Here is a 25,678-nt window from a genome sequence, read left to right as displayed (position 1 = left end):
CTGTTCGACCCTTTTGAATCACCGCAAAAAGAATCACGGCGTTCGCCGTTTCGAAACAATCAATAAAGTTTTGGGCAAGTTTCACGCATGCGAGCGGGCCACCGAATCTACCCTCTTCATAGGGAGATCGGCCGAAAGAACTACTTTCACGCATCCTTTGCATGCCTCCGACGCATGCATGAAAACTTGCCAAATCCTCAATGCGAGATCATCCAGGGCCGCCGCGACGGTGCCGACTTGGCACCGTTCGACGCGGTCACCGTGGCACCGCGGCGCGCATTCGTCGAGCAGCATCCGCAGCCCGATGGATGGCGCAATCGCGCGTAGTCGCGCGAGCTCGCGGGCTCGTGCCTTGCGCGCTCGTTGGTGGCCATCGCGAGGCGCGTGTCGGCCGCCATGAGCGCGAGGCGCGGTGCGGCCGAGAGCACGCGCGGCGAGGCGCCGCCGCAGTCGGGGCAGGCGGCGGGCTCGTCGCGCAGCGCCGAGGGGCGCAGCGCCTCGAAGCCGCCGCAGCGTGCGCAGTCGTAGTCGTAGGTGGGCATGCGGCTTCCTTCTCCAATGCCTCAGCGCAGGTCGGGCGACAGCGGCATGTCGACGCTGCCGTCGATCATCTTCACCGGCCCGGTGGCGTTGGGATTGATGTCGAAGTCGAAGATGCCCGTGGGCAACCACAGCGTGGCGCAGGAGTTGGGCACGTCGACCACGCCGCTGATGTGGCCCTGCACCGGTGCCGTGCCGAGGATCGAGTAGGCCTGCGCGCCCGAGTAGCCGAACTTCTTCAGGTACTCGATGGCGTTGAGGCAGGCCTGGCGGTAGGCGACGTTGACGTCGAGGTAGTGCTGCTTGCCGCTCTCGTCGACCGAGATGCCCTCGAAGATCAGGTAGTCGTTGTATTGCGGCGTGATGGGGCTGGGTTTGAAGATCGGGTTCTTGATGCCGTACTTGGCCATGCCGCCCTTGATCAGCGAGACCTTCATGTGCACCCAGCCGGCCATCTCGATGGCGCCGCAGAAGGTGATCTCGCCGTCGCCCTGGCTGAAGTGCAGGTCGCCCACGCTGAGGCCCGCGCCGTCGACGTAGACGGGGAAGAACACCTTCGAGCCGCGCGACAGATCCTTGATGTCGCAGTTGCCGCCATGCTCGCGCGGCGGGACGGTGCGCGCGCCCTCGGCCGCGGCCTTGGCACGCGCCTCGCCGGTCATCTTGCCCATGTGGGCGGTGCCCGCGAACGGCGGGTTGGCCAGGCCCGGCACGCGATCGGGGTCGGTCGCGATCAGCGCCTTCTCGCGCTCGTTCCACATGTCGAGCATGGGCTTGTCGGGCAGGCAGCCGATGAGGCCCGGATGGATCAGGCCCGCGAAGTTCACACCGGGGATGTGGCGCGAGCTGGTGAACATGCCCTTGAAGTCCCAGATCGATTTCTGCGCCTCGGGAAAATGATCGGTGAGAAAGCCGCCACCGTTCTTCTTCGAGAAAAATCCGTTGAAGCCCCAGAGGCTGTCCTGCTTGGCGCCGATGTCGAGAAGATCGACCACCAGCAGGTCGCCGGGCTCGGCGCCCTTCACGCCCACGGGGCCCGAGAGGTAGTGCACGGTGCTCAGGTCGATGTCGCGCACGTCGTCGGCGCTGTCGTTGTTCTTGATGAAGCCGCCGGTCCAGTCGAAGGTCTCGAGGATGAAGTCGTCGCCGGGATTGACCCAGCAGGCCATCGGAATGTCCGGGTGCCAGCGGTTGTGGATCATCTCGTTCTCGGTGGGCGACTTGGTCAGATCGACCTTGATCAGCGTGTCCGTCATTGCAGTGGCTCCTGGTTGGGGTTGTGGTTAAACAGAGAGATAGGCCTTGATGCGCTCGACATCGGTCTTGTCGCGCGCGGTCTCGTGCACGAGGCGCCCGCCTTCGATCACGAACAGGCGGTCGGCCACGTCCATCGCGAAGCTCAGCACCTGCTCCGACACGACGATGGTCAGGCCGCGCAGCTTGCGGATCTCGTTGAGCGCCTTGGCGATGTCCTTGATGATCGAAGGCTGGATACCCTCGGTGGGCTCGTCGAGCAGCAGCACCTTGGGATCGGTGACGAGGGCACGCGCGATGGCCAGCTGTTGCTGCTGCCCGCCCGAGAGGTTGCCGCCCTTGCGCCGGCGCATGTCCCACAGCACGGGAAAGAGCGCGTAGATCTCCTCGGGGATGCGGCGGGTCCTGGAGTTCTCGAGGCCGGTCTCGATGTTCTCCTCGACGGTCAGGGTCGGGAAGATCATGCGGCCCTGTGGCACGTAGGCGATGCCTTTGGCAACGCGCCTGAAACTCTCGTCGCGCGAGACGTCCTGGCCCGCCACCTCGATGCGGCCGCTCTTCAAGGGGAGCACGCCCATGAGGCTCTTGAACAGCGTGGTCTTGCCCATGCCGTTTCTTCCCATGATGGCGACGGTCTCGTTGGCCATGCCCTCGAACGAGATGCCGTGCAGGGCTTCGCTCTGGCCGTAGGCTACGTGGAGGTTTTCTACCTTGAGGTTGATGTTGCTCATTTGCCTGGCCTCTGTTTGGGTGCGTTCTTTGTCTGGGGTGCTGCTGTTCGGGGCGCGTGCACAGGACAGCGGGTACTTCCCTCCGCGAATGTCCCCCGGCCTTCGGCCTCCTCCTTGATTTCGCTGCGGGAAGCACCCACTGCCCTGTGCACGGAGGCGCAGCAGTTGTGCGGGCCGGTTCACCCGCCCTGCCCCAGGCTCACGTCGACGGGGTACTCCCCGCAGCGAAATCAAGGAGGAGCCGAAGGCGGGGGACATTCGCGGAGGGGAGTACCCCGTCGGCGTGAGCCCGCTCCAACCGACGAACACTCGGCACAACGAGAAAACTCATCAATGCCCCAGATAAACATCGATGACCTTCGGATCCGCCTGCACCTTCTCCATCGGCCCCTCGGCCAGGATCTTTCCCTGGTGCATCACAGTGACCTTGTGCGCGATCTGCTTCACGAAAGCCATGTCGTGCTCGATCACGATCACCGCGCGGTTCTGGCAGATGCGCTTGAGCAGCTCGGCCGTGAGCTCGCGTTCGCGCGCGCTCATGCCGGCGATGGGTTCGTCGAGCATCAACAGCTCGGGTTCCTGCATCAGCAGCATCCCGATCTCCAGCCACTGCTTCTGGCCATGGCTCAGCAGGCCCGCCTCGGTGTCGAGCCGGTCGGCCAACCCGATCTCCGTCGCCACGGCCTGCACGCGTGCCTTGACCTCGTCGTCGCACTGGAAGGCCAGCGCGCCGAACACCGAGCGGCCCTTGGGAAATGACACCTCGAGGTTCTGGAACACGCTGAGGTTCTCGTAGATCGAGGGTGTCTGGAACTTGCGCCCGATGCCCAGCCGCACGCGCTTGTGCTCGGCCATCTTCGTCAGCTCCGTGTTCTTGAACTTGATGCTGCCGCTGCTCGCGCGCGTCTTGCCGCAGATCAGGTCGAGCAGCGTCGTCTTGCCGGCCCCGTTCGGGCCGATGATCACGCGCAGCTCGTTGCGGTCGATGTAGAGCGTGAGGTCGTCGATGGCCTTGAAGCCGTCGAAGGACACGCTGAGGTCTTCCACGGCGAGCGCGAAATCGGTGTTGCTCATGGTCGGTCTCCGGTTCAGGCGCGCTGGCTGCCCACGCCTTCGGGCAGCGTGGGTTCTGGCTCGGGTGTGGGCGCGGGCGCGACGGGCGCCGCGGCCACCGCGGGCGGCTTGACCGCGGCCTCGCGCAGCGCCTGGCGGCGCGACTTCCACCACGGGCGGATCTTTTCTTCCCACAGGCCCGCCAGGCCCATCGGGAAAGCCATCGTCACGCCGATGAAGAGCCCCGCCATCAGGAACAGCCACAGGTCCGGGAAGCTCTCCGAGAACAGCGTCTTGCCCGCGTTCACCAGCAGCGCTCCGTAGACCGCGCCCACCAGGCTCATGCGGCCGCCCACCGCGCAGAAGATCACCATCTCGATCGAGGGCACGATGCCCACGAAGCTCGGCGACATGAAGCCCACCTGCAGCGCGAACATCGCGCCGCCGATGCCCGAGAGCCCGGCCGCCAGGCAGAAGGTGAAGACCTTGAAGTTCGACACGTCGTAGCCCGAGAAGCGCACCCGGTCTTCCTTGTCGCGCATCGCCAGCAGCAAGGTGCCGAGCTTGCTGGTCTGGACCCAGCGGCACAGCACAATGGCCGCCACCAGCAGCGCCACGCAGACGTAGTAGAGGATGTACTTCGCGCTGTCGGTGCGCGTGTCCCAGCCCAGCATCGTCTTCAGGTCGGTCATGCCGTTCACGCCGCCGGTGTAGCCCTGCTGGCCGATGATCAGCACCGTGAGGATCAGCGCCACCGCCTGCGTGATGATCGCGAAGTAGACCCCGCCCACGCGGCGCTTGAACATCGCGAAGCTGATCAACCAGGCCAGTGCCATCGGCACCGCCACCACCAGGATCAAGGTCAGCGGCAGGCTCTTGAACGGCAGCCAGAACGCCGGCAGCGCCGTGATCTGGTTCCAGTCCATGAAGTCCGGAATGCCGGGCGTCGACTGGATCTTGGTCGACACCGGATCGGAGGCCTCGAGCTTGAGGAACATCGCCATCGCGTAGCCGCCGAGCCCGAAGAACACGCCCTGCCCGAGGCTCAGCACCCCGCCGTAGCCCCACACCATCACCAGACCCACGGCGACGAAGGCATAGGTGAGGTACTTGCCCACCAGGTTGAGTCGGAAGATGTCGAGCGACAGCGGCAGCACCACCGCGAGCAGCAGCACCAGCAGCAGCAGGCTGCCGAGCTGGTAGCGCTGGATCGAGGCCTTGAGGAAATTCATCGGGAGTTCTCCGGGAAAGCGAAAGTCAGCGACGCACCTTGACGGCGAACAGGCCCTGCGGCCGCATCATCAGGATCAGCACGATCAGCGACAGCGTCAGCACCTTGGCCATCGAGCCGGTCATGAAGAACTCCGAGACCGACTGCGTCTGCGCGATGCCGAAGGCCGAGACCACGGTGCCCAGCAGGCTGGCCGCGCCGCCGAAGGTGACGACCAGGAAGGCGTCGACGATGTAGAGCGAGCCCGAGGTCGGCCCGGTCGAGCCGATGGTGGTGAAGGCCGCGCCCGCCACGCCCGCGATGCCGCAGCCGATCGCGAAGGTCAGGCGGTCGGTCTTCTTCGTGTCGATGCCGGTGGCGTTGGCCATCGTGCGGTTGGCCACAGTGGCGCGCACCCGCAGGCCCCAGCGGCTCCTGTGCAGCGCGATCAGCACGCCGCCCGTGACCAGCGCCGTGAGCACCAGCACGAACATGCCGTTGATCGGGATGTCGAGGCCCTCGTGCGGCGTCCACGAACCCATCAGCCACTCGGGCAAGGTCGGGCTCACTTCCTTCGGACCGATGAAGGTGCGGAAGATCTGCTGCAGCCCCAGGCTCACGCCCCAGGTCGCGAGCAGCGTGTCGAGCGGCCGCTTGTAGAGATGGCGGATCAGCGCCCACTCCACCAGCCAGCCGACGATGAAGGCGAACACGAAGGCCAGCGCGATCGAGATCGGGAAGTAGTACGGCATGAAGGCCGGTGCCAGGTGCTCGGTGACCTGCGCCGCGAGGAAGACCGAGTAGGCCCCGATGGTCATGAACTCGCCGTGCGCCATGTTGATGACGCCCATCTGGCCGAAGATGATCGCGAGCCCCAGGCCCATGAGCAGCAGCACCGCGAAGAGGCTCAGCCCCGCGAAGCCCTGCATCAGGCCGATGTTCCACATGTCCGACAGCGTCATGGCGACAGTTCCAGGTGTTGGGGTAGTTGCTCCTTCCCCCTCTAGGGGAAGGTCGGGATGGGGGCATGCGGCGTGCGCGGTGGTCACGCCGCTTGCCCCCACCCCTGCCCTCCCCCAGAGGGGGAGGGAGAAAGACAAGCAAGCAGGCTGGGATTACTGGTAGCCCTTGGGAAACGGATCCGGCTTGATCAGCTCCGCCGACTCCGCCACCACCTTGAAGGTCCCGTCCGGCTGCCCCTGGCCGATGCGCGCCTTGCTCCACAGGTGGTGGTTCGCGTCGAGCTTCACGTAGCCCTCGGGCGCGGTCTTGAGTTCGATGCCCGGCGAGCCGGCCACGACCTTGTCGACGTCGAAGCTGCCGGCCTTCTCGACCGCGGCCTTCCACAGCCACGGGCCGAGGTAGCCGGCCTGCGTGACGTCGCCGATCACCGCGTCCTTGCCGTACTTGGCCTTGAAGGCGGCCACGAACTTCTTGTTGTTCTCGTTGTCGAGCGACTGGAAGTACTTCATCGACGAGTAGAAGCCCGCGAAGTTCTCGCCGCCCACGCCGGTCATCTCGTCCTCGGTCACGGCCAGGGTCAGCAGGAACTGCTTGTCGCCCGTGATGCCCGCGGCCTTGAGCTGCTTGTAGAAGGCCACGTTCGAGCCGCCCACCACGGCCGCGAAGATGCAGTCGGGCTTGGCGACCTTGATCTTGTTGATCAGCGAGTTGAAGTTGGTGTGGCCCAGCGGGTAGTACTCCTCGCCCTTGACCGAACCCTTCTGGAAGTTCTCGATGTGCTTGCGCGCGATCTTCATCGAGGTGCGCGGCCAGATGTAGTCGGAGCCGACGAGGAAGAAGGTCTTCGCCTTCTTCTCCTTCGCGCCCCAGTCCAGGCCCCAGATGATCTGCTGCGTCGCTTCCTGGCCCGTGTAGATCACGTTCTTGCTCTGCTCCAGGCCTTCGTAGAAGGTCGGGTAGTACAGGAGGCCGTTCTCCTTCTCGAACACCGGCAGCACGGCCTTGCGCGAGGCGCTGGTCCAGCAGCCGAAGACGGCCGCGACCTTGTCGTTGACCAGCAGCTTCTTCGACTTCTCGGCGAAGGTCGGCCAGTCGGAGGCGCCGTCCTCCTTGATGACCTTGATCTTGCGGCCCAGGATGCCGCCCATCGCGTTGATCTGGTCGATCGCGAGTTGCTCGGCCTGGATCGAGCCGGTCTCCGAGATCGCCATCGTGCCGGTGGACGAATGCAGCTGGCCCACCGTCACCTCGGTGTCGGTCACGGCGAGCTTGGTGGTGTTGACCTTGGCCGTGGGGAACTGGCCCTGGCCGAAGCTCAGGCCGCTCAGGCCCATCACGGGCAGCGCGGCGGCGCCTTGCAGCAGGCGGCGGCGACGCAATGCCAGGGCATCGAGGGAAAGATCGGAATCACGCGACATCGAAGAACTCCAGCAGGTTGAGGAAAGTACAGGCCGCGCACCATCGAAGTGCATCGGACGGTGCGGCTGGCACCATGGCTGGAACTTTAGAAATCACTGCCCTCCGCGCGAATACGTCATTCAACGTAGCGGCCCGCGCATCGCCTGCCCGCAGACTCGCGGGACCGACGACGACGGACCGGGGGGCGCACGGCGGGCACGGAGCGCTTCTTGCAATGCAGCTGCACCATGCCGATCCCCTCGCCGTCGCCGTCTCCACGAGACACCCCGATGCCTTCCGTCAATTCCGTGAGCGGGCAGAAGATCTTTCGCATCCGGCGCGACTACAACGCCTGGGTCGCGAACGAGACGCTGGAGGACTACGCGCTGCGCTACACGCCGCGCAGCTTCCGCAAGTGGTCGGAGTTCCGGGTCGCGAACGCGGCCTTCGGCGCCACCTCCTTCCTCGCGCTCGAGGCCATCGGCGGCGCGATCGCGCTGAGCTACGGCTTCTCGAACGCGCTGTGGGCGATCCTGGTGGTGGGGCTGATCACCTTCCTCACGGGCCTGCCGATCTCCTACTACGCGGCGCGCCACGGCGTCGACATGGACCTGCTCACGCGCGGCGCCGGCTTCGGCTACCTGGGCTCCACCCTCACCTCGCTGATCTACGCGAGCTTCACCTTCATCTTCTTCGCGCTCGAGGCCGCCATCCTCGCGCTCGCGCTGCAGATGTACCTCGCCTGGCCGCTGTGGCTGCTCTACCTGGTGTCCTCGCTGGTCATCATTCCGCTGGTGGCGCGCGGCATCACGCTGATCTCGGGGCTGCAGCTGTGGACGCAGCCGATCTGGATCGTGCTGTTCGTCTGCCCCTTCGTCGCGGTGCTGCTCAAGAAGCCCGAGCTCTATGCCGACTTCACCGGGCTCGTGGGCCGGGTCTCCAACAGCAGCGGCTTCGATCCGCTGATGTTCGGCGCCGCCGCCACGGTGGCCTTCTCGCTGGTGGTGCAGATCGGCGAGCAGGTCGACTACCTGCGCTTCCTGCCCGAGAAGACGGCCGCCAACCGCGCGCGCTGGTGGACCGCGGTGCTGGTGGCCGGGCCGGGCTGGATCGTGCCGGGCATGCTCAAGATGATGGGCGGCGCCTTCCTGGCCTTCCTCGCGCTGCAGCACGAGATCCCGGCCAACCATGCGATCGAGCCGACGCAGATGTACCTCACGGGCTTCGCCTACGTGCTGCGCGACCCGGCCTGGATTCTCGGCATCACGGTGCTGTTCGTGGTGGTCTCGCAGATGAAGATCAACCTCACGAACGCCTATGCCGGCTCGCTGGCCTGGTCGAACTTCTTCGCGCGGCTCACGCACAGCCATCCGGGCCGCGTGGTGTGGCTGGTGTTCAACGTCGTGATCGCAATCCTGCTGATGGCGCTGGGCGTGTTCGCCGCGCTCGAGCACGTGCTGGGCTTCTACAGCAACATCGCGATCGCCTGGGTCGGCGCGCTGGTGGCCGACCTGGTCATCAACAAGCCGCTGGGCTGGAGCCCGAAGACCATCGAGTTCAAACGCGCCCACCTCTACGACATCAACCCGGTGGGCCTGGTCGCCACGCTGGTGGCGGCGGCGCTCGCGATGCTGGCCTACTCGGGCGCCATCGGCCAGTGGGCGCGCTCCTTCTCGCCCTTCATCGCGCTGGCCACCGCGCTCGCGGTCTCGCCGCTTCTGGCCTGGCGCACGCGCGGGCGCTACTACCTCGCGCGGCGCGACATCGCGCACTGGACGCCGGGGCAGATCGTCAAGTGCTCGGTCTGCGACAACGGCTTCGAATCGGAGGACATGGCCCACTGCCCGGCCTACAGCGCGCCGATCTGCTCGCTGTGCTGCACGCTCGAGTCGCGCTGCCACGACCGCTGCAAGACCGACTCGCGCGCGGCCGAGCAGATGAGCGGCTGGCTGCAGTCGCTGCTGCCGCCGGCGCTGTCGGCGCGGCTCAACTTCCGCGTCGCCCACTACCTGATGGTGGCGGCCTCGCTGGTGGCACTGCTGGCCACGGTGATGGGCGTGGTCTATGCGCAGGAGGCGATCACCGGCGCCAGCGCGGTCGACCCGCGGCTGCGCGACGCCTTCCTCAAGGTCTTCACCCTGCTGTCGCTGGTGGCGGCGGTGGCGGCTTGGTGGGTGGTGCTGGGCAGCGAGAGCCGGCAGATGGCGCAGGAGGAGTCGAACCGCCACAACCACCTGCTCACGCTCGAGATCGAGGCCCACCAGCGCACCGATGCCGCGCTGCAGGCCGCCAAGGAAGCGGCCGAGGCGGCCAACCAGGCCAAGACCCGCTACGTGGCCGGCATGACGCACGAGCTGCGCACGCCGCTCAACAGCATCCTGGGCTACTCGCAGATCCTGCTCAAGGGCGATGCCGCGCTGCCGCCGCGCGAGGCGGTGCAGACCATCCACCGCAGCGGCGAGCACATGCTGGGCCTGATCGACGGCCTGCTCGACCTGGCGCGCATCGAGGCCGGCCGGCTGCAGCTCGAGCCGGCGCCGCTGGCATTGCCGGCCTTCCTCGACCAGGTGGTGCACATGGTGCGGCCGCAGGCCGAGAACAAGGGCCTGGCCTTCGTCTACACCCACGCCGGGCGGCTGCCGCCCTGGGTGCATGCCGACGCCAAGTGGCTGCGCCAGATCCTCATCAACCTGCTGACCAATGCCGTGCGCTTCACCGACAGCGGCACCGTCACGCTGCACGTGGACGCGCGCCGCGAGGTGCTGCGCTTCGACGTGATCGACACCGGCATCGGCGTGGCGCCGCAGGACCACCAGCGCATCTTCCTGCCCTTCGAGCGCGGTGCCGCGGGGCGCCGGCGCGGCGAGCCCGGCACCGGGCTGGGCCTCACGATCACCGGCCTGCTGACCTCGCTGATGGGCGGCGAGCTCAAGCTGGCCGCCACCTCCTCGGCCGGCAGCACCTTCAGCGTGCGTGTGTACCTGCGCGCGGTGGCCGACCCCGGCCCGCAGGCCAGGGCCGGCGCGCTGCGCCAGCCGGTGTCGGGCTACCTCGGCGAGCGCCGCACGCTGCTGGTGGTGGACGACCAGCCGGTGCAGCGCCAGATGCTGGCCGGCATGCTGGCGCCGCTGGGCTTCGAGGTGCGCGAGGCCGCGAGCGGCACCGAGTGCCTCGACAGCCTGCGCGAGGAGCTGCCCTCGGCGATCCTGCTCGACCTCAGCATGGACGACCTCGACGGCTGGCAGACCGCGGGCCTGGTGCGGGCCTCGGGCTTCGATGCGCTGCCGATCATCATCGTCTCGGCCAACATGTTCGAGAACCAGGCCGAGCGGCTGCGCGCCGCGGGCTGCCAGGCCTTCGTGGGCAAGCCGGTGATCGAGTCCGAACTGATCGCCACGCTCGAGCGCCACCTCGGCCTCGAATGGCTCGATGCCGCCGACGCGCTGCGCCCGCGAGCCGACGAGGAGCTCGCGCCGATTCGCCCGCCGCGGCTGCTGCTCGGCGAGGACGAGCGCGCCGAACTGATGCGGCTGGTGCAGATGGGCCACGTGCGCGGCCTGCACCTGGCGCTCGACCGGCTGGCCGCCCGCTCGCCGGGCGCGGCCGCCACCTGCACCTGGCTGCGCGGCATGGTCGCGCGCTTCGAACTCGACTCCCTCCGCCAAGCCCTCGCCGAAGATGCTGACACCCTCGCCTCCCCTTCCTGAAGCCGAACGCCCCGTGGTGCTGGTGGTGGACGACGCCCCCAGCAGCCTGGGCATGCTGTGCGACACGCTCGAGGCCAGCGGCTACACCGTGCTGGTGGCGGCCGACGGCGAATCGGCGCTGCAGCGGCTCGCGCTGGTGGTGCCCGACGCCATCCTGCTCGACGGCATGATGCCCGGCCTCTCCGGCTTCGAGACCTGCCGCCGCATCAAGGCCGACGCGGCGCTCGCGCACATCCCGGTGATCTTCATGACCGGCCTCTCGGAAACCGCCGACGTGGTCGAGGGCTTCGAATGCGGCGGCGTCGACTACGTGGTGAAGCCGATCCGCGCCCAGGAGGTGCTGGCGCGCCTGCACACCCATGCGCGCAACGCCCGCATCACGCGCATGGCGCGCGACGCGGTCGACGTGGCCGGCATGGGCGTGGTCTTCGTCGACGCGCGCGGGCGCGTCGCCTGGCGCTCGCCGCAGGCCGGCCTGTGGCTGCATGCGCTGGGCGAGGCACGCGCGCCGGGCCTGCTGCCGCGCGCGCTCGAGGCCGCGCTGGCGCCCGGCGCCACCCTCGGCGTGGTCACGGCGGCCGGCATCCGGCTCTCGGTGCGCAACCTCGGCGCGGCCGCGCTCGGCGAGACCATGCTGCTGTTCGCGGTGCAGCGCGACGGCGCGGGCGGCGCCTCGTCGGCGCGGCTGGCCGAGGCCGCGCTCACGCCGCGCGAGACCGAGGTGCTGTCGTGGCTCGCCAAGGGCAAGACCAACCGCGACATCGGCGAGATCCTCGGCACCAGCCCGCGCACGGTGAACAAGCACCTCGAGCACATCTTCGAGAAGCTCGGCGTGGAGACCCGCGCGGCAGCGGCGGCGCTGGCCAGCGGCCGGTTCGATTGAGGCGCGCCCTCAGGCGTTGCTGGTCGCGCGCACTTCCTCGATCGTGGTCTGGCCGGCCAGCACCTTCTCGATGCCGTCCTGGCGCAGCGTGCGCATGCCTTCCTTCAACGCCGCCTGCAGCAGCTCCTCGGCGCGCGCCCCGCCCTGCACCAGCCGGCGCAGCTCCTTCGAGACCGTCATCAGCTCGTGGATGCCGACGCGGCCGCGAAAGCCCGTCTTCGCGCAGTGCTCGCAGCCCGCGCCGCTGTGCAGGTGCAGCCGCCCGTCGCGGCCGAAGCGCTGCAGCCAGCCATCGAGCGTGGCCTGCCGGCGCGCCGGGATCTCCTCGGCCGGAAAGGCGTGCAGGTAGTCGGCCAGCAGTTCCTCGATCGCCTCCTCGCTCGCGGGCGCGCTGCGCACGCAGTGGCCGCAGATGCGGCGCACCAGCCGCTGCGCCAGCACCGCGAGCAGCGAGTCGGCGAAGTTGAACGGGTCCATGCCCATGTCGAGCAGGCGCGTCACGGTCTCGGGCGCGCTGTTGGTGTGCAGGGTCGACAGCACCAGGTGGCCGGTCAGCGAGGCCTCGATCGCGGTCTTCGCGGTCTCCTCGTCGCGGATCTCGCCGACCATGATCACGTCGGGATCGGCGCGCACGAAGGCGCGCAGCGCCTTGGCGAAGGTCCAGCCGATGCGCGGATTGATCTGCACCTGGCGCAGCCCGTTCTGCGTGATCTCCACCGGGTCCTCGGCGGTCCAGATCTTGCGCTCGGGCGTGTTGATGTGCATGAGCGCCGAATGCAGCGTGGTGGTCTTGCCCGAGCCCGTGGGCCCCACGCACAGCACCATGCCGTAGGGCCGTTCCACCGCGTGGGTCAGGCGCCGCAGGTTGTCGGGCGACAGGCCCAGCGACTGCATCGGCAGCGGCTTGGCCGAGGCCAGGATCCGCATCACCACGTCTTCGAGGCCGTTGTTGGTGGGAATGGTCGCCACGCGCAGCTCGATCTTGTGCTGCGGCGAGTACTTGGCGAAGTTGATCTTGCCGTCCTGCGGGTTGCGCTTCTCGCTGATGTCGAGGTCGCACATGATCTTCACGCGCGCCACGATCGCGTTGCGGTAGCTCGGCGGCAGCTCGAGGTAGGTGTAGAGCAGCCCGTCGCGGCGAAAGCGGATGCGCGTCTTCTCCTGGCCCGGGTAGCTCTCGATGTGGATGTCCGAGGCGCCCTCGCGATGCGCCTCCTGGATCATGCTGTTGATCATGCGCACCAGCGAGTTGTCCGACTGCTCGATCGGCGTTTCCGCCGGTGCCGGCGCCGGGCCCTCCTTCTCGAGCGTCTGCAGCAGCTCGGTGGTGCCGGCCATGTCGAACTCGAGCGGGCGCATCGGGTCGAGGTGGGCCGCGCCGCCGCCACCGCCGTCGGCCGCGTCGCCGATCTTCTCGTAGGCCGCGGCCAGCACGGCGTCGAGGTCCAGGCACTGGCCCACCACCGGGATCACCTTCATCTGCGCGACGAACTGCACCTCGTCGATCACCGAGTAGCGGCTCGTGGGATCGTCGATCGCGATCACCAGCCGCCCTTCGTGCAGCATCAGCGGCATGACCTGCAGCCGCCGCGCCACGCCATGCGCGACCTTGCGCAGCGCCTCGGCCGCGGGCGGGAACACGTGCAGGTTGACCAGCGGATAGCCCATCTTGCGCACCAGCGCGGTCTGCAGCTGGCCGCGGCTCACGGCACCCATGCGCACCAGGGTCTCGCCCAGCGGCACCAGCGGCTCGCGGCGCTGCTGGCGCAGCCCGGCGGCGAGCTGGTCGCCGGTGATCATGCCGAGCGCGACCAGCGCCTCGCCGATCCGCGTGATCGGCATCCGGCTCTGCGCGTCGAGCGCGCGCACGAGCTGCTCGGGCACGGCGACTTCTGTGAATGACATGGCTTGTTCTTTTCCTGTTGTCGGGTTGGGCGGCGCGCCGGACGGCGATGCCATCGCGGCGCGCGGGATGCGCGATCGTAGAGCGCCGCGCGAGGGCCCGCTACCCGGCGGGACTCCTGAGTACGCAAGTGTTCAGGTCACCGGTGTCTCGTTGGTGCACACGCGGTTGCGCCCGCCCGACTTGGCGACGTACAGCGCCTTGTCGGCGCCGCGCACCAGCTCCTTCGGCTGCAAGGCGCCGGCCTCGGGCCGCAGCGCGTCCACACCCGCGCTCAGCGTGACGAAGCCGTCGATGGCACCAACATGCTCGATCTCGAGCGCGCGCACCGCGGCGCGGATGCGCTCGGCCAGCAGCGCGGCCGCCTCGACGTCGGTGCCCGGCAGCAGCACCGCGAGTTCCTCGCCGCCATAGCGCGCCGCGAGGTCGCCGGGCCGGCGCGCCGCCACGTTGGCGATGGTGCGGCAGATCTTCTGCAGGCACTCGTCGCCGGCCGTGTGGCCGTAGATGTCGTTGTATTCCTTGAAGCGGTCCACATCGAGCAGGATCAGCGCCAATGTGCTGGCATTGCGCACCGCGCGGCCGAACTCCGTGTCGAGCGCGACGTCGAACTGGCGCCGGTTCGCGAGCCCCGTCAGGCCGTCCTCCATCGCCAGCGTGTTGAGCGTCTTGTTGAGCGCCTCGAGCGCGTCGCGCGCGCGCAGCAGCTCGGCCTCGGTGCGCGTGCGCCGCTCGATCTGGCGCACCAGCCCCAGGCCGACGAAGGCCACCACGGCGCTGAGCGCCAGCACGCCGCCCGAATGCCAGAAGGTGTCCTTCCACCAGCCCGCGAGGATCTCGTCCTTGGACAGCGCCGCGCCCACGAACAGCGGGTAGTGGTCGAGCCGCCGGAAGCTGTTGAGCCGCAGCACGCCGTCCTGCGCCGACTTGATGTAGGCGGTGCCGACCGGGCCGTTCTCCTTGTACGAAGTGAACAGCTGCGAGCCGCGCATGTCGCGCCCCACCATCTCCGGGCCGAAGGGGCGGCGGACCATCATGGTGCCGCTCTCGAGGATCAGCGCCGCGGCGCCGCCCTTGCCGATGTCGAGGCTGTCGTAGAACCTGAGGAAGAAGTCGACGTCGATGCTCGCGAGCGCCACGCCCGCGAAGCTGCCGTCGGCATGGTCGATGCGGCGCGACACCGGGATCAGCCGCTTGCCGTTGGTGCGGCTCGTCACCGGAATGCCGATGTGCGGGCCGCGGTCGGGGTGGTCGCGGTGGAAGACGAAGTACTCGCGGTCCGCGTTGTTGAGGTTCTGCGGCGGCGCCGCGCGGGAGTTCGCGACCCAGTTGCCGTCCTGGTCGTAGACGTGCAGCGCGTCGAGCTGCGGCAGCTCGGCCACCTGCGCGGCCAGCACGCGGCGCAGCCGCTCGACCTGGGCCGGCCCCGTGCCCTCGTGCTCGATGCGCTCGACCACGCCGACCAGCACGGTGTCGGCCTGCTTGATGGTGTCGTCGGCCTGCTGCGCCAGCGCGCGCGACAGGTTCGAGGTCGCCACGCCCATCTGCTCGAGCAGCACCGTGCGCGACTCCCAGCTGTGCCAGATGTCGAGCCCCACGAGGGCGAGGCACACGGCGGCCACGAAGGCCATCGTGCGCACGGCAATGGAGGGACGTTGGAACACGGGAAACCTGGCGGCAGCGAAGGCGCCCGGATTCTCGCCGGTATCCGGCCCCGCCGGCCTGCGCACGATCCCGCGTCAGCGGCCGGTCAGGGTGCGAGCCCCGCGGTCTTCACGACCGCCGCGTACTTGCCGGCCTCCTCGCCGACGTAGGCGGTGAACTGCGCGGCATTGCGCGGATCGGGCTCGGCGCCGATCTCGCGCAGCCGCTGCGCCAGCGCCGGGTCCTCGAGCACCTTCGCCATGGCGGCCGACAGTTGCCTGAGCACCGGCGGCGGCAGCTTCGCGGGCGCGAACACGCCGAACCAGGCGCTGACCTCGAAGCCCGGCAGCCCGCTCTCGGCCACCGTGGGCACATCGGGCAGCAGCGGGCTGCGCCGGCTGCCGGTCACGGCCAGCGGCTTGAGCTTGTGGGTGGCGATGTTGGGCAGCGACGTGGTCTGCAGGTCGAACATCAGCGGCACGTGGCCCGCGAGCACGTCGGCCAGCGCCGGCGCGCTGCCGCGGTAGGGCACGTGCAGCAGCTTGAGCTTGGCGGCCGAGGCCAGCATCTCGCCGGCCAGGTGGTTCGAGGTGCCGGGGCCGGCCGAGGCATAGCTGATCGATCCCGGCGCCTGCCGGGCCGCCGCGAGCAGCTCGGCCACGCTGCCGTAGGGCGCGCTGGGATGGGCCACCAGCACGAAGGGGATCGATGCCAGAGCGCTGACCGGCACGAAGTCCTTCACCGGGTCGTAGCCGACCTTGGACATCGCCGGGTTGATGGCCTGCGAGCTCACCGTGCCAAGCAGCAGCGTGTAGCCGTCGGGCTTCGCTTCCGCGACGAAGCGCGCGCCGATCGCCGTGCCGGCGCCGCCCTTGTTCTCGACCACCACCGGCTGCCCGAGCTGCGCCGCCAGCTTCTGCCCCACCGTGCGCGCCAGGATGTCGGCCGAGCCGCCGGCCGGATAGGGCACGACCAGCGTGACCGGGCGATCGGGAAAGCCCTGGGCCAGGGCCGGCGCGGCGATGCCGGCGGCAACGAGCAGCAGGCCCGCGAGCAGCGTGCGAGGAAGATTCATCGGGGGACTCCTTGGTGGGAACCGCATGGTGCGAACGGGGGTGGCGGTCTGTCCAATACGTTCACTGGCCGGCGTTCATATATGAAATGAATCACCGGGCCGCCGAAGTCCGGCGCCGGCTACAGTGAATCCCGCCGGTTCGAAAAAATTTTCGGATTCGTGTCGATCCGTCCGGAGCTCGTCCGTCGTGTCAGTGGAGGGTCGTCCTCCACATCACTTCACCAGGAGAACACACCATGGCTACCCACACCGTCCGTCTGCACCGTGTGCTGCGCGCCCCGCCCGAGCGCCTCTACCGCGCCTTCACCGAACCCGGCGCCTTCGAGCGCTGGCTGCCGCCCTTCGGCTTCACCGGCAAGGTCCACCAGATGGAGCCGGTGGTCGGCGGCAGCTGGCGCATGTCCTTCACCAACTTCAGCTCGGGCCACGGCCATTCGTTCGGCGGCAAGTACCTCGAGCTGGTGCCGGGCCAGCGCGTGGCCTACGACGCGAGCTTCGACGACCCCAACCTGCCGGGCACGATGAAGACCACCGTCACGCTGACCGCCGTGTCCTGCGGCACCGACGTGGCCATCGTGCAGGAAGGCATTCCCGAGATGATTCCGGTCGAGATGTGCTACCTGGGCTGGCAGGAGTCTTTGGTGGCACTGGCGCAATTGGTGGAGCCGGATATTCCGGGTTGAGACGCCCTCGCTGGCGCCACCGGAATGAGCCACGCCCACCCCTACTGGCCGAAGCTCGAAGCCGCCTTGTCCGACACCTCGGGAATCATCGTCGCTCAGGGCGAGGACGAGGGGGCGTATTTCGAGCGGCTGCGTTCCGGCATTCGCGAACATGCCACCGGGGCGGAGATGGTGTCGGCCACGGTCGCGGCGCCCGGATTCGCCCATCGCGAACTCGGGTCGCGGATCTCGGGCTGGCTTCTCGCGCGATCCGAAGGCTACTGGCTGGTCTACGAACCCGACGAGGACCTGTACTACTGCTTCTGGGGCGCGGACGCGGACAGCCTCGGCGCGCACGGCGTCTGCGGCAACCCGCTCTATTGCTGGTGGGACTGAGGCGACTCGGTCTTCGCGCGCCCTATCGCCCCGCCCCCTCCACCGCCTTCCTCGCCACCGCCAGGAACGACTGCACCACCGGGTTGTCGTTGCCGCTCGCATGCGCGAACACCAGGCGGTAGGTCGGCGGCGGCCGCGCGCCCGCGATCTCGAGGAAGGCGACGTCGGCCATCGCGAGCACGCGCATCGCGGCCGGCACCAGCGCGATGCCCAGGCCGCCCGCGACCAGCGTGAGGATGGACTGCATCTGCGCGGCCTCCTGCACCACCTTCGGCAGGAAGCCCGCCGCCTGGCAGGCGCCGAGCAGCGCGGCGACGAAGCCCGCGCCCTCCGCGGCCGGGAACGAGATGAAGGATTCGGCCGCCAGCGCCTCGATCTTCACCGAACGCTGCGCCGCCAGCGGATGGCTGCGCGGCACGGCGATCACGAACTTCTGCGCCTGCAGGTCCACCAGCACCAGCCCGCGCGATTCGTAGACCGGGCCCACCACCAGCGCGAGCTCGACCTCGCCCTTGCGCAGGTCCTCGAGCTGGCGCGCGGTGGTCTCGGCCGTGAGGCGCAGCTGCACGGTCGGGTAGTCGTGCTGGAAGCGCTTGAAGATCGCGGGCAGCACGTCGAGCGCGGCGCTCGGCACGAACGAGAGCCGCAGCGAACCCTCCAGCCCCTGCGCCGCGCGGCGCGCGCGTTCGCCGGCCGCCTGGGCCTGCTGCAGCAGGCGCTGCGCGTCCTTGTGGAAGACCTGGCCCGCGGGCGTGAGCCGCACGTGGTGCCGGCTGCGGTCGAACAGCACCGCGCCGAGCTGCTCCTCGAGATTGCGCATCGCCACGCTCAGCGGCGGCTGCGACATGTGGAGCCGGATCGCGGCGCGGCCGAAGTTCAGTTCCTCGGCCAGCACCACGAACTGGCGCAGTTGTCTGAATTCGAACATGGGCGTGGAGATAGCTGCGGCGAATGACGAGCCACTTTAAACAGTATTGGATGTATGAGCGCGGCCTTCCTAGCATGGCCTTTCCCCCACCCACGACGGACACCGCCCATGCAAGCCTCGCTGCTCGAAGAGATTCCTTCCGTGCCGAACCCCTATCCCGTGGTCTCGAAGGTCGAATACCCCGAGGTCTGGCGCCTGTGCACCCAGGCGCGCGAACTGGCCTGGGACCCGGTGGCCGACATCGATTACGCCGACCTGCGCGAGGCCGAGCTGCCGCCCGAGGTGCGCCAGGCCGGCGCCGAATGGTGGAGCCTGCGCGCCTGGATGGAGCACGGCGCCACGCCCTATGGCGCCGAGCGGCTGCGCGAGGCGATCTTTGGCCACCAGCCCTTCGAGATCAAGCAGCACATCACGAACTTCATCGCCGAGGAGTTCCGCCACCACGAGGCCAGCTTCCGCATCGCCGAGCACCTCGCGGCCTACGAGCCCACGCCGCGGGCCGACTACTTCCGCGACATCATCCCGCGCTTCCACGACGAGAAGGACGAGAAGGCGATGAGCTTCTTCGCGGGCCTCTCGGTCAACACGCTGTTCGAGCAGCTCTCGGGCGAACTGCTGCAGGCGCGCTACGAGAACGCGCGCTTCGGCTCGATCCGCGAGGCCTGCCGGCTGATCCTGCGCGACGAGGCGCGCCACATCCAGTTCGGCCGCATCATCATGCGGCGCTTCTTCAGCGAGCTGCCGGCCGACGAGAAGCGCACCATCGGCGAGAAGGTCGCGAAGAAGCTGCGCGGCAGCCTGCTCAACGGCGTCTATGCGGTGGTCAACCTGCCCGAGGACGAACGCCGGCGCTCGGGCCGCAACCGCGCGCTGGCGGCCGCCCACGGCCTCGGCGCCACCCATCCCGACGAGGAGATGGGCATCATCAAGCGCGGGGTCGACAAGATCCGCGAGGACATCGGTGCCTATGGCGTCGAGATCCCGTTCATTCCCGAACTCGACGGCGCGGTGCATTGATGACGCACACCGTCGCCATCCGCCTCGCACCCGGGGACGTCGCGCCGCCGGTCGGCGCCTACAGCCACGGCATCGTCTCCCAGGGGCCGGGCCGCTGGCTGCACATCGCGGGCCAGATCGGCACCGCGGCCGACGGCACGCTGCCCGAGGGCTTCGAGGCGCAGGCCAAGCAGGCCTGGACCAACCTGGTGGCCGTGCTGCGCGCGGCCGGCATGGACGTGTCGCACCTGGTCAAGGTCACGACCTTCCTGACCGACGTCGCCGACGTGCCGCGGCTCGGCCCGGTACGCGCCGGCTTCCTCGGCGAGGCGCGCCCGGCCTCGACCTTGCTCGTGGTGCAGGCGCTCGCGCAGCCGGCCTGGCGCATCGAGGTCGAGGCCTCTGCCTTCCGTGCCGACTGAAGACGGCATGCGCCCCGACGGACGCTCCGAAGCCATCGACCGGATGCTGCGCGAGACCGGCCCGGCCTGGCAGGCCGACATCCGCGCGGCCGGCGACCGCGTGAAGGCCGCCTACCTGCCGCTGCTGCTGGCCGCGCCCGCCCACGGCTGCGAGGTCGTGCGGGACCTGCCCTACGGCGCGCATCCGCGGCAGGTGCTCGACGTCTACCGGCCGCGCGGCGCGCGGGCCGCGCCGGTGATCGTGTTCGTGCATGGCGGCGCTTTCGTGCGCGGCGGCAAGGACATCAACGCCGCGATGTACGGCAACGTGCTGCGCTGGTTCGCGCACCGGGGCTGCGTGGGCATCAACGTCGAATACCGGCTCGCGCCCGAGGCCATGCATCCGCAGGGCGCGCTCGACGTGGCCGCGGCCTGCGACTGGGTCGCGCGCCATGCGGCCGGCCACGGCGGCGATCCCGCCGCGATCTGCCTGATCGGGCATTCGGCCGGCGGCACCCATGCGGCCAGCTATGCCTGCGATCCCTCGCTGGGCTTCATGGGCCGGCACCTGCGCGCGCTGGTGCTGGTGTCGGCGCGGCTGCGCGCCGACGCGCGGCCCGAGAACCCGAACGCGGCCGGCGTGCGCGCCTATTTCGGCGACGACGCCGCGGCCTACGAGGGCCGGTCGCCGATGGCGCATGCCCACCGGCTGGCGCTGCCCACCTTCGTCGTGCATGCCGAATACGAGAACCCGCTGCTCGACGTCTACGCGACCGAGTTCGCCTGGCGCATGGCCGAGGCCCGGGGCCACGCGCCGCGCCACCTGAGCCTGCCCGGGCACAACCACGTCTCGGTCATGGCCCACTTCGACAGCGGCGAGCAATGGCTGGGCGAGGAGATCCTGGCCTTCCTCGAGTCGGCACGCGGCTGACTATCTCTTTCGGGGAATCGATCGCGGTGCGCCGGTGCGGTACGCTGCCGGCCTTCGCCGCGCCGGCGCGCGGCCTCCCTCCACCGCATCGACCACGGAAAGACCTCCAGCCATGACCGCGTTCACCCTCGAAGAAGCCAGGGACGTCCTCGCCACCGCCTTGCCGGGCTGCGTGCGCAGCCTCGGCGTCAGCGTCGAATCGCTGGGCGAAGGCAAGGCCACGCTGCGCATGCCGGCCGGCGAGCAGGCCACGCGCGAGGGCAACATCTTCGGCGGCCAGGCGCTCTCGGTGCTGGCCGACAGCGCGATGTGCTTCGCGATCTGGACCGACGGCCGCGGGCGCCGCCCGATCGCCACGGTCGACCTGCACATGACCTTCATGCGCGCGGGCGGCGGCGAGGACGTGCTCGCGCATGCCGAGCTGGTGCGCTCGGGCCGCTCGCTGGCCTTCGCGCGCGTGACCATGGACCTGGCCTCCACCGGCCAGACGCTCGCGACCGCGGTCGCGACATTCGCCCTACCGGCCTGAGCCAGCGCCCACGCGGGCGTCGCGCTCAGAGCTTGTAGGCCTCGACCGGTCCGTGCGAATAGAACAGGAAGTAGCCGGTCGAGGTCCGGAAGCCGTTCTTCTCCCAGCCCGGCGGCACCTTGAACAGCGCGAGCTGCTCGCTCTTCATGCCGACGAAAGCCGTCCGCGCGCCGTCGGTGGTGATGCGCTGCCAGTCGTCGCGCGTGGCGGGCGCGAGCTGCATCTTGGGCTCGCTCCAGTCGGGCGTGCGCACCTTGTCGCGCAACACGTAGCGCCCACCCTGGCGCTCGATCTTGATCAGCTCCTTGAGCGCCCCGCCCTGCTTCACGGCATAGACGCCGACCAGCTCGGCCTCGGGGCCGCCGCGCGCGCCGCAGGCGGCCAGCAGCAGCGCGCAAGCGATGCACGCGAGCGCGCGCGGTGCGTTGTTCCATGTGCTCATCGATGGTCTCCGGTGAAAGATGGGTGGCCCACCGGGCACGTCGCCCGGTGGGCTCGGGCCGTCAGCGCTGGAGGTTCTCGCGCAGCTTCAGGCTGCCCTGGAAGCGCAGCGCATGCGGGTACTCCTCCTTGGCGCCCGCATCCACGGCCGCCATCTTCTGCTGGCTCTCCTGCGTCTTGGCCAGCAGCGCGGTCGGCAGGTTCAGCACGCCCTTGATCTGGTCGTACTGCGCCTGCGTGATGCGCCCCACGCCGAGCAGCCGGAAGGCATCGCGCTCGATGTTCAGCAGCAGCGGCTTGTTGCCGGCGAAGTTCTGCGCCTGCGCCAGCAGCGCGCTCCACGAGGCGGCGCTGTAGTTGCTCACGTAGTAGTCCTGCCCGGTCGGCCCGGCCAGCACCGCGGTGCAGCCCGGCAGCTCGAGGTTGGTGCGGTTGCTGTCCATCACGAAGGTCTTGCGCTGCGCCATCGCGTCGCCATAGGCGAGCGTGACGGGCACGGTCCAGGTCGAGGCCGGGTACTGGTTCTGGTTCGGGAACGACTCCTGCGTGATAGCCACGTAGGTGCGGTCGCCCGCGCACTGCGCGTCGACCGTGAGCAGCGGCACGCCGGTCTGGCGAATCAGGCTGTCGCCGATGGCACTCACCTTCTTGTCGGTCGCCTTCTCGAGCGAGCTCCACAGCCGCGAGGGCGTGACGTTGCCATAGGCATAGTCCTTCAGGTAGATCTGCAGGCCCTTCTGCATTGCCTCCTCGCCGATGTAGTTCTGGATCGTCTCGAGCACGTGGCTGCCCTTGTTGTAGACGAAGATCGACGGGCTGATGAAGCCGAACGAACCCGCGTCGTTGAGGTTGCGCTGCACCGGCACCGCCGTGTTCTTGAGGTCGGCCACGATCACGCTGTGCTTGTCGAGCACGTAGTCCGAGAAGCTGTAGTACTCGGGGTGGAACTTGATCGTGGTGCGCCGTTCGAACCAGCGCGCGAACGACTCGTTGAGCCACACGTTGTCCCACCAGTCGAGCGTGACCAGGTCGCCGAACCACTGGTGCGCGACCTCGTGCGTGACCACCGTCACCGAATAGAGCGTGGGCGTGTCGCCGGGCTTGGTCAGCACCGAGTCGGCGAACTCGAAGATCGAGCCCCAGTTCTCCATGCCGCCGAAGCCGGTGTTGGGCTTGTTGTCGTAGCTGTCGTTGGCGGCCACGGTGTCGAACTTGTCGAAGGGCAGCGGGATGCCGGTGTACTTGTAGTAGTAGTCCATCGCGACCTTGGTCCACTCCATCGCGAAGGTGGCCCAGGTCGAGCGGCCGGGCGGCGTGAACCAGCGCAGCGGCATGGTCTTGCCGTCGAGCGGGCTCTTGAATGTGTCCTCGAGGATGTCGAACTTGCCGCCGCCGAAGAAGGTCAGGTACATGGGCATCGAGGGCGTCTTCTCGAACGACACCAGCTGGTAGCCGTCGGGCAGTCGGGTCTGCGATTTCTGCGCGCCGTTCGACACCGTCTTCCAGTCGCCCGGCACCTCGGCCGAGATCTCGAAGGTGTGGCGGAACGCGGGCTCGTCCCAGCCCGGGAACCACTGGCGCGCGAAGTTGGTTTCGCCCTGCGTCACGATGGCATCGCTGCTCACGCCCTCGGGCGTGGAGAGGCCGACCTTGAACACGCCGGTGGCGGCCGAGCACAGCGGGTTCTTGATCATCTCGGCCGGCGGGCAGTACTCGGCATCGGAGAACTGGATCTTGCCGTCCCACTCCATGTGCAGCAGGTACTTGCCCTTCGCGATCTGGCCGTCGTTGAGCCGCAGCTGCACGAAGTCGCCGCGCGTCTGCGGCGTCGGGATCAGCGCGATCGCCTCGCCCGGGCTCGAGAGCTTGCGCAGCGTGGTGCGGCCGTTGGCGAACTTGAGGTCGTGCGCGGCCACCACGATCGCATCGACCGGCTTCAGCACCTCGATCTCGACGTCGCCGCGGCCCGTGAAGGTCTTGAGTGCCGCATCGGGCCGGAACCACAGCTTGTAGTTCTTCGGCCAGACCGTGTCGGGCAGCTCCATCGGCTGGGCCGAGCGATCGATGTTGCCGTTCGCCGCCGCGTCGGGCACGGCCGAGGGATTGCCGTCGTCGGGCGCGTTGGCGTCGCCGTTCTGCGCCACCACGTTGCCGGTGTCGGGGGCCGCGCCGGTGCCGCCGAACGATGGCGTGCCGCCACCGCCGCCACCGCAAGCCACGAGCGCGGCAAGGGTCACTGCACCGATGGCAAAGTACGGGATTGCGGGCTTGAGAAATTTCTTCATGATCGCCTCTTGTAGGGACATGCGCCGTCCTGCACCTGCCGGCGTGTGGCCGGCTCCTGCATGGAACGCGCGCGGGTTAAGGGGGTGAAAGGCTCGCGCGTCGGCAAGACGCCACCCTCCCGTCGAACCGATCGTTCGACAGGCAGGCAGTGCCAGCCATGAGCAGCGGTTTCAGTGGACGCGGCAAGCGCGTGCCGCGTGCTACCGCACCGGCGGTCGATGCGGCGGGCCGAGGATCCGCGGCATCAGCGGACTCGGCGTGCGGAAGAAGCGGATGTGCATACCCGACGATGCGCGGGGCAGCGGGAAGGCGAATCGCACCAGGAGCCGGAGCGTTCGATTCAGCGAAGGGCGCGCGTGCAATGCACGCGACGCGCGACGGACGAAGCCGCGTTCGGCATGGCCCCATCGGCCGCCTTGCGTCTTCCCGCACCGGCCACGAGGCGATCGGCAGCGAGGACGCAACGGCGGGAGTATGTGCGCCTGGTGTTCGAGATCTTCACGCGTTCTCCCTCCATCGAGTGCGCACAGTTCTAACTGCCGCTCCCCCCACGCGTCAACGAAGCGCGGAACTTTTCCCTCTCAAATTGTTCGCGCTTCATACGAAGAATGGAGTCAACGAGGCGTGGTGCTTCGTGGGGTACGAAGATGGACTCACGCCATCCGCATCGCCGCGCCTTCGACGCGATGCGCCCGGACAACAGCGCGTTGCTTTTTCGTTGATGCAGCGCAGTTGCATCAATCGCGGCGCACGCGTTCTTTGGTTCGCGTCGCCGCCGCCGCTGCGGACTTTGGACCGCGCTACAGCACGTAGCCGCGTCCGCGGAAATGATCGAGCAGTATCTGCCCCACCCGCTGCGCCTGATCGAACTCGATCGCATGCCCCGCATCGGGCACCACCATCAACTCCACGCGCGGCGCGTTGACGCGCAGCCGCCGGCTCGCCACGTCGACGGCATGCAGCGCATCGTCCTCGCCGAGCAGCACGCGGGTGCCGGCCGGCAGCAGCCGCATCTCGGCATCGCTGAGGCCGGCGGCGCTCGGCGGTCCGGCGCCCTGGCTGCGCCAGCGCACGAGCAGGTCCTCGAGCGCCCAGTCGGACAGCGGGCAGGCATGCGGCGAGGAACTCAGCGCCTGCAGGCGGCGCAGGTTGCCGTCGGAGGGATGCAGCCGCGCGAGCAGCGCGAAGACGGCGGGAACGACGCGCCGCGGGCCGATGCGCGGCGGCGCGAGCAGCGCGAGCCTGGAGACGCGGCGCAGCGAGCGCCGCATGTAGGCGGCGGCCAGCCAGGCGCCGAAGGAGGCGCCGCACAGCCCCAGCTTGGGCCGGCCGATGCCGATCAGCACGTCCTCGAGCCAGTCGCAGTAGTCGTCCTCGCTGGCCGGGCGCCGGCCCTCGCTGCGACCGGCATCGCCCACGATGTCGACCGCGTACACGCGCAGCGCACCCGCGAGCACGCCGGCCATGTGCACCCAGGTGCTGGCATTGCCGCCCTCGGCATGCAGCAGCAGCACCGGCACGCCATAGGCCGGTCCCCAGGCCAGCAGGTGGGCGCGGCCGCGCCGTGTGTCGACATGGCGCGATTCCACCGGCACCGGCCAGCGCGCGAGCACGCTGTCGTATGACCGCGAGAGTGCCGCATGGGCCTGGGCCGAGCGGAAATGCGGCAGGAAGGAAATGGCGTCGAGGGACATCGTCGAAAGGCGAAGAGGACGTGGAGGATGCGAAGCCGGCCCCGGGGACCGGC

The 25,678-nt window shown here is 68.8% G+C and carries 22 protein-coding genes; 8 read left to right on the top strand and 14 right to left on the bottom strand.

Going from position 1 to position 25,678, the window contains the following annotated elements:
• Positions 1 to 197: 197 nt before the first annotated feature.
• From ACODT0_RS18090 to urtA, 7 genes are all read right to left on the bottom strand, one after another.
• Complete coding sequence (locus ACODT0_RS18090; protein WP_479670098.1) at positions 198 to 542, bottom strand: zinc ribbon domain-containing protein; 345 nt, start codon at positions 540 to 542, stop codon at positions 198 to 200.
• A gap of 21 nt (positions 543 to 563) precedes the next feature.
• Entirely contained in the window at positions 564 to 1,796 is a 1,233-nt protein-coding gene (gene fmdA, locus ACODT0_RS18085) for a formamidase (protein WP_489041901.1), read from the bottom strand.
• Between the two features lie 27 nt (positions 1,797 to 1,823).
• Positions 1,824 to 2,525 carry an urea ABC transporter ATP-binding subunit UrtE gene (gene urtE / locus ACODT0_RS18080; protein ID WP_057593109.1) on the bottom strand — a complete coding sequence of 234 codons (702 nt, stop codon included), beginning with the start codon at positions 2,523 to 2,525 and terminating at the stop codon, positions 1,824 to 1,826.
• Positions 2,526 to 2,855: 330 nt separating this feature from the next.
• The gene (urtD, locus tag ACODT0_RS18075) at positions 2,856 to 3,599 is read right to left on the bottom strand and encodes an urea ABC transporter ATP-binding protein UrtD (protein ID WP_057593108.1); all 744 of its coding nucleotides are present in this window, start codon (positions 3,597 to 3,599) and stop codon (positions 2,856 to 2,858) included.
• Positions 3,600 to 3,613: 14 nt separating this feature from the next.
• A complete protein-coding gene (gene urtC, locus ACODT0_RS18070) occupies positions 3,614 to 4,810 on the bottom strand; it encodes an urea ABC transporter permease subunit UrtC (RefSeq protein WP_489041900.1) in 1,197 nt (398 codons plus the stop codon).
• Positions 4,811 to 4,835: 25 nt separating this feature from the next.
• On the bottom strand, positions 4,836 to 5,750 hold the full coding sequence (gene urtB / locus ACODT0_RS18065) for an urea ABC transporter permease subunit UrtB (RefSeq protein ID WP_057593106.1): 915 nt from the start codon (positions 5,748 to 5,750) through the stop codon (positions 4,836 to 4,838).
• A gap of 153 nt (positions 5,751 to 5,903) precedes the next feature.
• Positions 5,904 to 7,169 carry an urea ABC transporter substrate-binding protein gene (gene urtA, locus ACODT0_RS18060; protein WP_057593105.1) on the bottom strand — a complete coding sequence of 422 codons (1,266 nt, stop codon included), beginning with the start codon at positions 7,167 to 7,169 and terminating at the stop codon, positions 5,904 to 5,906.
• Positions 7,170 to 7,439: 270 nt separating this feature from the next.
• On the opposite strand from urtA, the gene ACODT0_RS18055 reads away from it, so the two are divergent.
• The gene (locus ACODT0_RS18055; RefSeq protein ID WP_489041899.1) at positions 7,440 to 10,856 is read left to right on the top strand and encodes a hybrid sensor histidine kinase/response regulator; all 3,417 of its coding nucleotides are present in this window, start codon (positions 7,440 to 7,442) and stop codon (positions 10,854 to 10,856) included.
• Positions 10,828 to 11,739, top strand: a complete 912-nt coding sequence (locus tag ACODT0_RS18050; protein ID WP_489041898.1) for a response regulator — start codon at positions 10,828 to 10,830, stop codon at positions 11,737 to 11,739. Before ACODT0_RS18055 ends, ACODT0_RS18050 begins: the two co-directional genes overlap by 29 nt.
• Before the next feature lie 9 nt (positions 11,740 to 11,748).
• On the opposite strand, the gene ACODT0_RS18045 is transcribed toward ACODT0_RS18050, so the two are convergent.
• From ACODT0_RS18045 to ACODT0_RS18035, 3 genes are all read right to left on the bottom strand, one after another.
• Positions 11,749 to 13,644, bottom strand: a complete 1,896-nt coding sequence (locus ACODT0_RS18045; protein WP_489041897.1) for a GspE/PulE family protein — start codon at positions 13,642 to 13,644, stop codon at positions 11,749 to 11,751.
• A gap of 132 nt (positions 13,645 to 13,776) precedes the next feature.
• Complete coding sequence (locus ACODT0_RS18040; RefSeq protein WP_479670101.1) at positions 13,777 to 15,306, bottom strand: sensor domain-containing diguanylate cyclase; 1,530 nt, start codon at positions 15,304 to 15,306, stop codon at positions 13,777 to 13,779.
• Positions 15,307 to 15,392: 86 nt separating this feature from the next.
• Complete coding sequence (locus ACODT0_RS18035) at positions 15,393 to 16,361, bottom strand: tripartite tricarboxylate transporter substrate binding protein (RefSeq protein ID WP_479670102.1); 969 nt, start codon at positions 16,359 to 16,361, stop codon at positions 15,393 to 15,395.
• 236 nt (positions 16,362 to 16,597) lie between these two features.
• On the opposite strand from ACODT0_RS18035, the gene ACODT0_RS18030 reads away from it, so the two are divergent.
• Both ACODT0_RS18030 and ACODT0_RS18025 read left to right on the top strand, forming a co-directional pair.
• Positions 16,598 to 17,044: an SRPBCC family protein gene (locus tag ACODT0_RS18030; RefSeq protein ID WP_479670103.1), complete on the top strand. Its 447-nt coding sequence runs from the start codon at positions 16,598 to 16,600 to the stop codon at positions 17,042 to 17,044.
• A 24-nt stretch (positions 17,045 to 17,068) separates the two neighbouring features.
• A complete protein-coding gene (locus ACODT0_RS18025; protein WP_489041896.1) occupies positions 17,069 to 17,419 on the top strand; it encodes a hypothetical protein in 351 nt (116 codons plus the stop codon).
• Positions 17,420 to 17,441: 22 nt separating this feature from the next.
• On the opposite strand, the gene ACODT0_RS18020 is transcribed toward ACODT0_RS18025, so the two are convergent.
• Entirely contained in the window at positions 17,442 to 18,347 is a 906-nt protein-coding gene (locus tag ACODT0_RS18020) for a LysR family transcriptional regulator (protein ID WP_479670104.1), read from the bottom strand.
• A gap of 108 nt (positions 18,348 to 18,455) precedes the next feature.
• Here ACODT0_RS18020 and ACODT0_RS18015 point away from each other — a divergent pair, with 108 nt between their 5' ends.
• From ACODT0_RS18015 to ACODT0_RS18000, 4 genes are all read left to right on the top strand, one after another.
• Positions 18,456 to 19,364, top strand: a complete 909-nt coding sequence (locus ACODT0_RS18015; protein ID WP_489041895.1) for a ferritin family protein — start codon at positions 18,456 to 18,458, stop codon at positions 19,362 to 19,364.
• Positions 19,364 to 19,765, top strand: a complete 402-nt coding sequence (locus ACODT0_RS18010) for a RidA family protein (protein WP_489041894.1) — start codon at positions 19,364 to 19,366, stop codon at positions 19,763 to 19,765. The genes ACODT0_RS18015 and ACODT0_RS18010 overlap by 1 nt, the downstream gene beginning before the upstream one ends.
• Positions 19,755 to 20,675: an alpha/beta hydrolase gene (locus tag ACODT0_RS18005; RefSeq protein WP_489041893.1), complete on the top strand. Its 921-nt coding sequence runs from the start codon at positions 19,755 to 19,757 to the stop codon at positions 20,673 to 20,675. Before ACODT0_RS18010 ends, ACODT0_RS18005 begins: the two co-directional genes overlap by 11 nt.
• Before the next feature lie 112 nt (positions 20,676 to 20,787).
• Positions 20,788 to 21,204, top strand: a complete 417-nt coding sequence (locus tag ACODT0_RS18000) for a PaaI family thioesterase (RefSeq protein ID WP_057593094.1) — start codon at positions 20,788 to 20,790, stop codon at positions 21,202 to 21,204.
• Between the two features lie 25 nt (positions 21,205 to 21,229).
• Here the strand turns inward: ACODT0_RS18000 and ACODT0_RS17995 are convergent, their stop codons facing one another.
• The 3 genes from ACODT0_RS17995 to ACODT0_RS17985 all read right to left on the bottom strand — a co-directional run bounded on the left by ACODT0_RS17995 (position 21,230) and on the right by ACODT0_RS17985 (position 25,625).
• A complete protein-coding gene (locus ACODT0_RS17995) occupies positions 21,230 to 21,646 on the bottom strand; it encodes a hypothetical protein (RefSeq protein WP_489041892.1) in 417 nt (138 codons plus the stop codon).
• 61 nt (positions 21,647 to 21,707) lie between these two features.
• Positions 21,708 to 23,930, bottom strand: coding sequence for a M1 family metallopeptidase (locus ACODT0_RS17990; protein ID WP_296737029.1), 2,223 nt, complete (start codon positions 23,928 to 23,930; stop codon positions 21,708 to 21,710).
• An 801-nt stretch (positions 23,931 to 24,731) separates the two neighbouring features.
• Positions 24,732 to 25,625 (bottom strand): alpha/beta fold hydrolase, encoded by an 894-nt coding sequence (locus tag ACODT0_RS17985; protein WP_489041891.1) that lies wholly within the window; start codon positions 25,623 to 25,625, stop codon positions 24,732 to 24,734.
• Positions 25,626 to 25,678: the final 53 nt, after the last annotated feature.

It is taken from the genome of Variovorax sp. FG153, assembly GCF_057809595.1.
Note: the sequence above shows the minus strand (reverse complement) of the source record. Positions and strands in the feature narration are given on the sequence as shown.